This is a genomic window from Sphingomonas bacterium (genome assembly GCF_903643065.1).
Taxonomy (GTDB): Bacteria; Pseudomonadota; Alphaproteobacteria; order Sphingomonadales; family Sphingomonadaceae; genus Sphingomonas.
This window is the reverse complement of sequence record NZ_CAHJWX010000138.1, coordinates 1-5,994: the sequence shown is the minus strand read 5'-3', so window position 1 is coordinate 5,994 and position 5,994 is coordinate 1. Positions and strand designations below refer to the sequence as shown.

6 protein-coding genes and 1 pseudogene are annotated in these 5,994 nt (G+C 69.6%); 2 read left to right on the top strand and 5 right to left on the bottom strand.

What is annotated here, in order from left to right; genetic code table 11:
* Both HUU95_RS06380 and HUU95_RS06375 read left to right on the top strand, forming a co-directional pair.
* Positions 1–334 (top strand): annotated as a pseudogene (locus HUU95_RS06380) (LysR family transcriptional regulator); the annotation flags it as partial.
* Between the two features lie 14 nt (positions 335–348).
* Positions 349–1,092 (top strand): hypothetical protein, encoded by a 744-nt coding sequence (locus tag HUU95_RS06375; RefSeq protein ID WP_174279349.1) that lies wholly within the window; start codon positions 349–351, stop codon positions 1,090–1,092.
* Between the two features lie 12 nt (positions 1,093–1,104).
* Here the strand turns inward: HUU95_RS06375 and HUU95_RS06370 are convergent, their stop codons facing one another.
* From HUU95_RS06370 to HUU95_RS06350, 5 genes are all read right to left on the bottom strand, one after another.
* Complete coding sequence (locus HUU95_RS06370) at positions 1,105–2,508, bottom strand: UdgX family uracil-DNA binding protein (protein WP_174279348.1); 1,404 nt, start codon at positions 2,506–2,508, stop codon at positions 1,105–1,107.
* Between the two features lie 92 nt (positions 2,509–2,600).
* Entirely contained in the window at positions 2,601–3,164 is a 564-nt protein-coding gene (locus HUU95_RS06365) for a DUF1993 domain-containing protein (protein ID WP_174279350.1), read from the bottom strand.
* 88 nt (positions 3,165–3,252) lie between these two features.
* Positions 3,253–4,494: a putative DNA modification/repair radical SAM protein gene (locus HUU95_RS06360; protein WP_174279347.1), complete on the bottom strand. Its 1,242-nt coding sequence runs from the start codon at positions 4,492–4,494 to the stop codon at positions 3,253–3,255.
* 43 nt (positions 4,495–4,537) lie between these two features.
* Positions 4,538–5,284 carry a DsbA family protein gene (locus tag HUU95_RS06355; RefSeq protein ID WP_174279346.1) on the bottom strand — a complete coding sequence of 249 codons (747 nt, stop codon included), beginning with the start codon at positions 5,282–5,284 and terminating at the stop codon, positions 4,538–4,540.
* A gap of 15 nt (positions 5,285–5,299) precedes the next feature.
* The coding region (locus HUU95_RS06350; protein WP_217429786.1) for a DsbA family protein at positions 5,300–5,994 on the bottom strand (695 nt) is incomplete at its 5' end.

The following is a 5,994-nucleotide window of genomic DNA, read 5'->3' as shown; positions in this document are numbered from 1 at the left end:
GGGTCGCTTCCGGAGCGGGGCGATGACCGACTGGACGTATGAGCGCGACGGCGAGACCGTGCGCGTCGAGCCGGACGGGCCGCTGATCGTCACCGCCGGCGGCGCCACCGACCTGGCGGTCGCGGCGGCGGTGGCGGGCGTCGGCGTGATCCGCCTGTTCGCCGACTGGCTGCTGCCATCGCTGGACTCCGGCGCGCTGGAGCCGGTCCTCGCCGACTGGGAGGCGGACTTCTCCGGTCCCTTCCTCTATTACCCCGGCCGCCGTCTGGTGCCGGCGCCGCTGCGGGCGTTCATCGACTTCACGCGGCCAGACCGCCACGCTAGCATCGCGTGAGGGGGAACGGCCGCATGCACATCCATCTGCCCAAGCCGCTGCACGGCTGGCGCGAGTTCTGGGGCGAGGTCGGCATCATCGCGCTGGGCATCCTGATCGCGCTGGCGGCAGAGCAACTGATCGAATGGGTGCACTGGCGAGAGAAGGTGACACAAGCGACGGACGCGCTGCATCAATCGGTGACCAACAACTCCGTCGACGCGATCGAGCAGCAGATCGTCGGTACCTGCATCGACCGGCAGCTCGTCGCGCTGGAGGCGAGGGTGACGGCGCCGGGTCCGTACCGCCCAGCCACCTTGTTCAGCGAGAACGGAGTGAGTGCGTCGCCTTACACCGTGCGCGCGCCGTCCCGGGTGTGGGGCGACGGCACCTGGCGGATCATCACCGGCGAGGGCGTCTCGACCCACCTGCCCGCGCGCATCCGGGAGAGGATCGACTATATTTACGAGACGCTGGATCAGATGCGCGGCGACGCCCGTGCCGCCGATCAGGCGATCTGGCGCCTCAACAGCCTGTCCAAGGTGACATCGCTGGAGCCGGAGACGCGCCTGCGCCTGGTCCAGGACATCGAGGAACTGCGCGGGCGCGAGGCGTTGATGACGTTGGCCTCGGCGCAGCTGCTCGGCGCGATCCAGGACGTCGGCATGATGCCGACCGCGTCGGAAATCAGAGAGTTCGCGAACGGACATTCGGGTACGATCACCTTTTGCCGGACCCATCATTTGCCGCTCAACCCGGTGCGGCCGGTGCATGTCTGAACCGACGCGGGCTCACCCCACCAGCGCCGCCGCCGCGCGCAGGTCGTCCACGAACCGGCCGAACTCGTCCTCCGCCTGCGCCTTGTCCTGCAGCCGCAGCAGATAGGATGGATGGACGGTGATGAACGCCTGTCCCCCGCCCTCGGCCAGCGGCAGCGGGCGGCCGCGCTCCTTGCCGATCGTGACCGCGCGGCCGAGCAAGGAGCGCGCGGCGGTCGCGCCCAGCGCCACCGACACCCCCGGGCGGATCAGCATCCGCTCCTGTTCCACCCACCAGCGGCAGGCGTCGATCTCGCCCGCGCCGGGCTTCGAATGGATGCGCCGCTTGCCCCTCGCCTCGAACTTGAAATGCTTGACCGCGTTGGTGACATAGACCGTATCGCGCTCGATCCCGGCCTGGCCCAGCGCGCGGTTGAACACCTGCCCGGCGGGGCCGACGAAGGGCTTGCCCGCCAGATCCTCCTGATCGCCCGGCTGCTCGCCAACGAACAACAGGCGCGCGGTCACCGGGCCCTCGCCGAACACCGTCTGCGTCGCGGGCTTGTAAAGCGGACAGCGCGTGCAGGCCGCCGCCTCGTCGCGCAGCGCCTCCCAGGCCATCGCGCTGTTGCCGCCCATGCTGGCCCGCGCCGTCTCGATCATTCCCGATTCCCTTGCTTGCGCGCCCGCGATCAACCCCGGCACCAACGCGGTCTCGGGCATGTTCTTCCAATATTTGCGCGGCATCTCCTTCAGCATCGCGCCGATCTTGACGCGCGCGGGGTTGAAGATCGACGCGTAATAGGTCTTCCACACCGCCTCGATCGGATCGCCCTCCGGTGCGTCCGCCTTGCTGGCGCCCGGCCCCTCGCTCAGCGCCGCGCCGTCCCAGTGCAGCGACACCTCGGGCGTCAGGATCGACCAGCGCATACTGGCGAAGCGGTTGACGAAGAAGCTGGCATTCGCGCGCACGATATGGTGCTCGGGCTCGAACCAGGCGACGAAGCGAGAGCTGCCCTCCTCGCCTGCCCCGGACTCCACCTCGCGGAAGCGCAGGAACGCGCGCATCTTGTGGATGTCGCGACGCACGCCCTTGGCGATCGTCTCCAGCCGCCGCACCAGCGGATCGGCCCGGTCCTCCATCAGCTTGGGCTCGGCCCGCAGCCGGCTGAGCGCGGCGTAGAGCAGCGACCAGCGCTCCGCCTCGTCGGCGAGCACGACGTCGCGCGCCAGATCGAGGAAGGCGCGGGGGACGGAAAAGCCGGGCGACGCCGGCGGTGCTTCGTTCGCGACCGCCTCGCCGGCGAACAGGTCGCGCGGCTCGGCCCCGACCTGCCACACCACGTCGTCCGGCGGCACCTGCGCGGCGGCGAGTCCGCGCGCGGCGTCGCGCCACGCGTCAAAGTCGTCGGGAGCGGGGAGCGTGACGGTTCGCATAAAGGGTGAACCGGCGAAGGGCGGTGCGGTTGCGCCGCGACTCGGATCACGCCGCCCGCTCGCAAAAGTCGGCGCGACGAAACGTTCGCCGCCTATGCTCCCGCCGCCGTTCCAGGGCGCAGATAGGCGAACATGTGTGGCACGTACTCCGCCTTACCGATCTCCACGCCCTGGTTGCGAAGGATGGCGTACGCTGTGACGATGTGAAAGTAGAACTGCGGCAAAGCCCAGTCACGTGCATATCGTTCGCCTGTCATGTCGAACGTCATCCCACCCGGCAGATCGATTGTGACCGCCAAGCCCGCGCCTGCATTAAGCGCATCGATCGGAACATCCGCCAAGTACGACAGGGCGTCGTCGATCCGCTTCTTGGCATCGGCAAAGGTTCCAGGCGCGTCACCGGCGTTCCTTCCCTCGGTAGCGATGGCCACCAGCCAGTCAGGAACGCGCTCGCCGCGCAGCCGGAACACGGCTTCTTGCGCCTGAAAGGTCGCAAAGCGGATCTGCGCCGCGAGCGGATACATGTCAGCCGCCAATCGCGCCGACAGCAAGGCTTTCGCGTGATCCGGCATCTGCTGCTTCGCCTTGTCCAACAAGCCGGACAGGGTTTGCAGCATTTGCCGGTAGGTTGGTACGAGCAGGTTGGTCGGGGTCATGCCGGGATCGTACATGGCGACGGCGACCACGCAATGCCGGCTTCTCTGCTTCCGACCAGGGCTAATGTGAGGACATCAGCCAGCGCCATCACGCCGCGAACAGTTCCAGCTGCTTCTTCGGCGCGACCACCGGCTTCACGTCGGCCGCGTCCGCGAGCACGACCGGGCGCCAGTCGGCGGCGACGATGAAGGGGCGCAGCTTGGCGACCGACACGGTCAGCCGCGCGATGTCCGCCAGGTGCAGCGTGCGCCAGCGCCGGCTCGCCAGGATCGCGGCCACCGCCTTCACGCCCAGCCCCGGCACGCGCAGCAGGTCCTCGCGCGGTGCCCGGTTCACGTCGACCGGGAACCGTTCGCGGAAACGCAGCGCCCAGGCGAGCTTGGGATCGATGTCGAGCGGCAGCATCCCCGTCGCCGGATCGGCCGCCGCGACCACCTCGTCGGGGCGGTAATCGTAGAAGCGCATCAGCCAGTCGGATTGGTATAGCCGATGCTCGCGCATCAACGGCGGGCGGCTGAGCGGCAGCACCGCCGACGCGTCCGGGATCGGGCTGAACGCGCTGTAGTAGACGCGGCGCAGCGCGAACCGGTCGTACAACGACGACGCGCGGCCGATGATGTCGCCGTCGGTCGCCGCGTCCGCGCCGACGATCATCTGCGTCGACTGGCCGGCGGCGAAGCGCGGGGCGGACTTGTACCGCCGGGTGGCGTCGCGCGCGTCGACGATCGAGGTCTTCACCGCCGCCATCGCGCCCTCGATCCGGGGCGCCGACTTGTCGGGCGCGAGCCGCGTCAGCCCGGCGACGGTGGGCAGCTCGACGTTGATCGACACGCGATCGGCATGGAGCCCCGCCTGATGCACCAGCTCCGGATCGGCGTCGGGGATCGTCTTGAGGTGGATATAGCCGCGGAAGTGATGATCCTCGCGCAGCGACCGCGCGACCTCGACCAGCTGTTCCATCGTGTAGTTGGACGACTTGATGATGCCGGACGAGAGGAACAGCCCCTCGATGTAATTGCGCCGGTAAAAGGACAGCGTCAGCCCCACCACCTCGGCGGCGGTGAACCGCGCGCGGCGCACGTTCGACGACTTGCGGTTGATACAGTAATGGCAGTCGAAGATGCAGGAGTTGGTCAGCAGGATCTTGAGCAGCGAGATGCAGCGGCCATCGGGCGCATAGGCGTGGCAGATGCCCATCCCCTCGGTCGAGCCGATCCCCTTGCCGTCGCGGCTGTTGCGCTTGACGGTGCCCGAGGAGGCGCACGACGCATCATATTTGGCCGCGTCGGCGAGGATGGCCAGCTTTTCCTGCACGTCCAGCTGCGCCATGCGTTCGATATACGTTCGCGCCGTGGCGGCGGCAAGCGATGGATCAGGCGCCCGCCCGCTTCAGCGCGGCATCGAGCGCGGGCCAGGTGATCACCCCGTCGGCGACCCGGCCGTTGAGCAGCAGCGTCGGCGTGCCCGAGACGGTGCCGTCGCCGCCCGGGCCCTTGTCCTGCGTCTGCTTGGTCAGCGCGTCGATCCGCTTGGTGTCGGTGAGGCACGCCGCCGCCGTCGCCGCCGGCACGCCGCGCGCCTGCACGAAGGCGGTCAGCCCCATCGCGTCGCCCATCAGCTTGAAGCGCGTCGCGACGGGGGCGGCGTCGATCCGCTGCTGCGTGGCGGGCGGTGCTTTTTGCAATGCGTCCTCGAACGACTCCTGGTTGGCGAACATCTGTTCGAGCAGCGCGAAGAACGGCTCCGGCCCGACACAGGTGCCGATCAGGGCCGGCGGCACGTCCACCGCGCCGTGGACCAGGAACTCGCGGAACTCGAACGAGACCTTGCCGGTCTTCACATAGCGGTCGGTCAGCGGCTGGTAGCCGTCGCGCGCGAGCGCGCCGCAGGTGGGGCAGAGGCGCGAGCCGTACTCGACCAGCTTGATCGGCGCCTGGGGATTACCCATCACGAACCCCTCGGCGGTGCGCGACACGGTCTGCGTCCAGTCCTGCCCGGCGGGCGGCGGCACCGCCGCGATCGAGCCGGCGGGCGCGGTGGGCGGCGCGGTCCCGCCACCCGAACCGGACGAACCGCAGGCGGCCAGCGCGAGCGCGGAGGCCAAGGCAACAAGCTTCATGCACACTCCCACGATCTACCTGGCGCCCGCCGCGCGCAGCACGGGCTCCAGCCCGGCCCAGCCGACGCGGGGCACGATCCTGCCCTGAACAAAGAAGGACGGCGTCACGTCGACCTCGCGCGGCGCCCCGGCGGTGATGGCGAGGATGCGGTCCGCCTCCGCCTCGTCGGCGAAGCAGGCGTCCACCCGCGCCGGCGCGAGCCCGCGCGCCTCGATCATCGCCGTCAGTCCCGCGCCGTCGACCAGCGCCCGGACCTGCCCCAGCCGGGGATAGAGCGAGAGGCGCCGCGCATTGGCCTGCTGGAACTGGATGCCGCGCGACAGCCAGTCGTCCTGGGTCGCGAAGATGTAGGCGGTGGTCGGCGCGAAGCCGCGCGGGCCGGTGCACCGCGCCAGGATCGCCGCGCCCAGATCGAGGCCATCGCGGATCAGGTGCCGGAACTCGACGCTGACGCTGCCGTCGCGCACCATATGGTCCTTGAGCACCGCCTGGCTCTCCGCGCTGAACGCGGCGCAATGCGGGCAGGTATAGCTCGCATATTCGACTAGCCTGACCTTCGCGGCCGGGTTTCCGGTCACGAAAGTGTCGGCCGGCGTGCGCGCCGTGGTCTCGCGCCAGTCCCGCGCCGGCGCGGCGGCGAGCAGGAGCGCGAGGAAGGCCAGGCCCGCGCGCATCAGCCGATCCTCGGCACGCCGCTCGACGCCGCGAC

Coding starts and splice junctions, on each gene's coding strand:
- HUU95_RS06375 (WP_174279349.1), top strand. CDS start 349: ATGCACATCCATCTGCCCAAGCCGCTGCACGGCTGGCGCGAGTTCTGG.
- HUU95_RS06370 (WP_174279348.1), bottom strand. CDS start 2,508: ATGCGAACCGTCACGCTCCCCGCTCCCGACGACTTTGACGCGTGGCGC.
- HUU95_RS06365 (WP_174279350.1), bottom strand. CDS start 3,164: ATGACCCCGACCAACCTGCTCGTACCAACCTACCGGCAAATGCTGCAA.
- HUU95_RS06360 (WP_174279347.1), bottom strand. CDS start 4,494: ATGGCGCAGCTGGACGTGCAGGAAAAGCTGGCCATCCTCGCCGACGCG.
- HUU95_RS06355 (WP_174279346.1), bottom strand. CDS start 5,284: ATGAAGCTTGTTGCCTTGGCCTCCGCGCTCGCGCTGGCCGCCTGCGGT.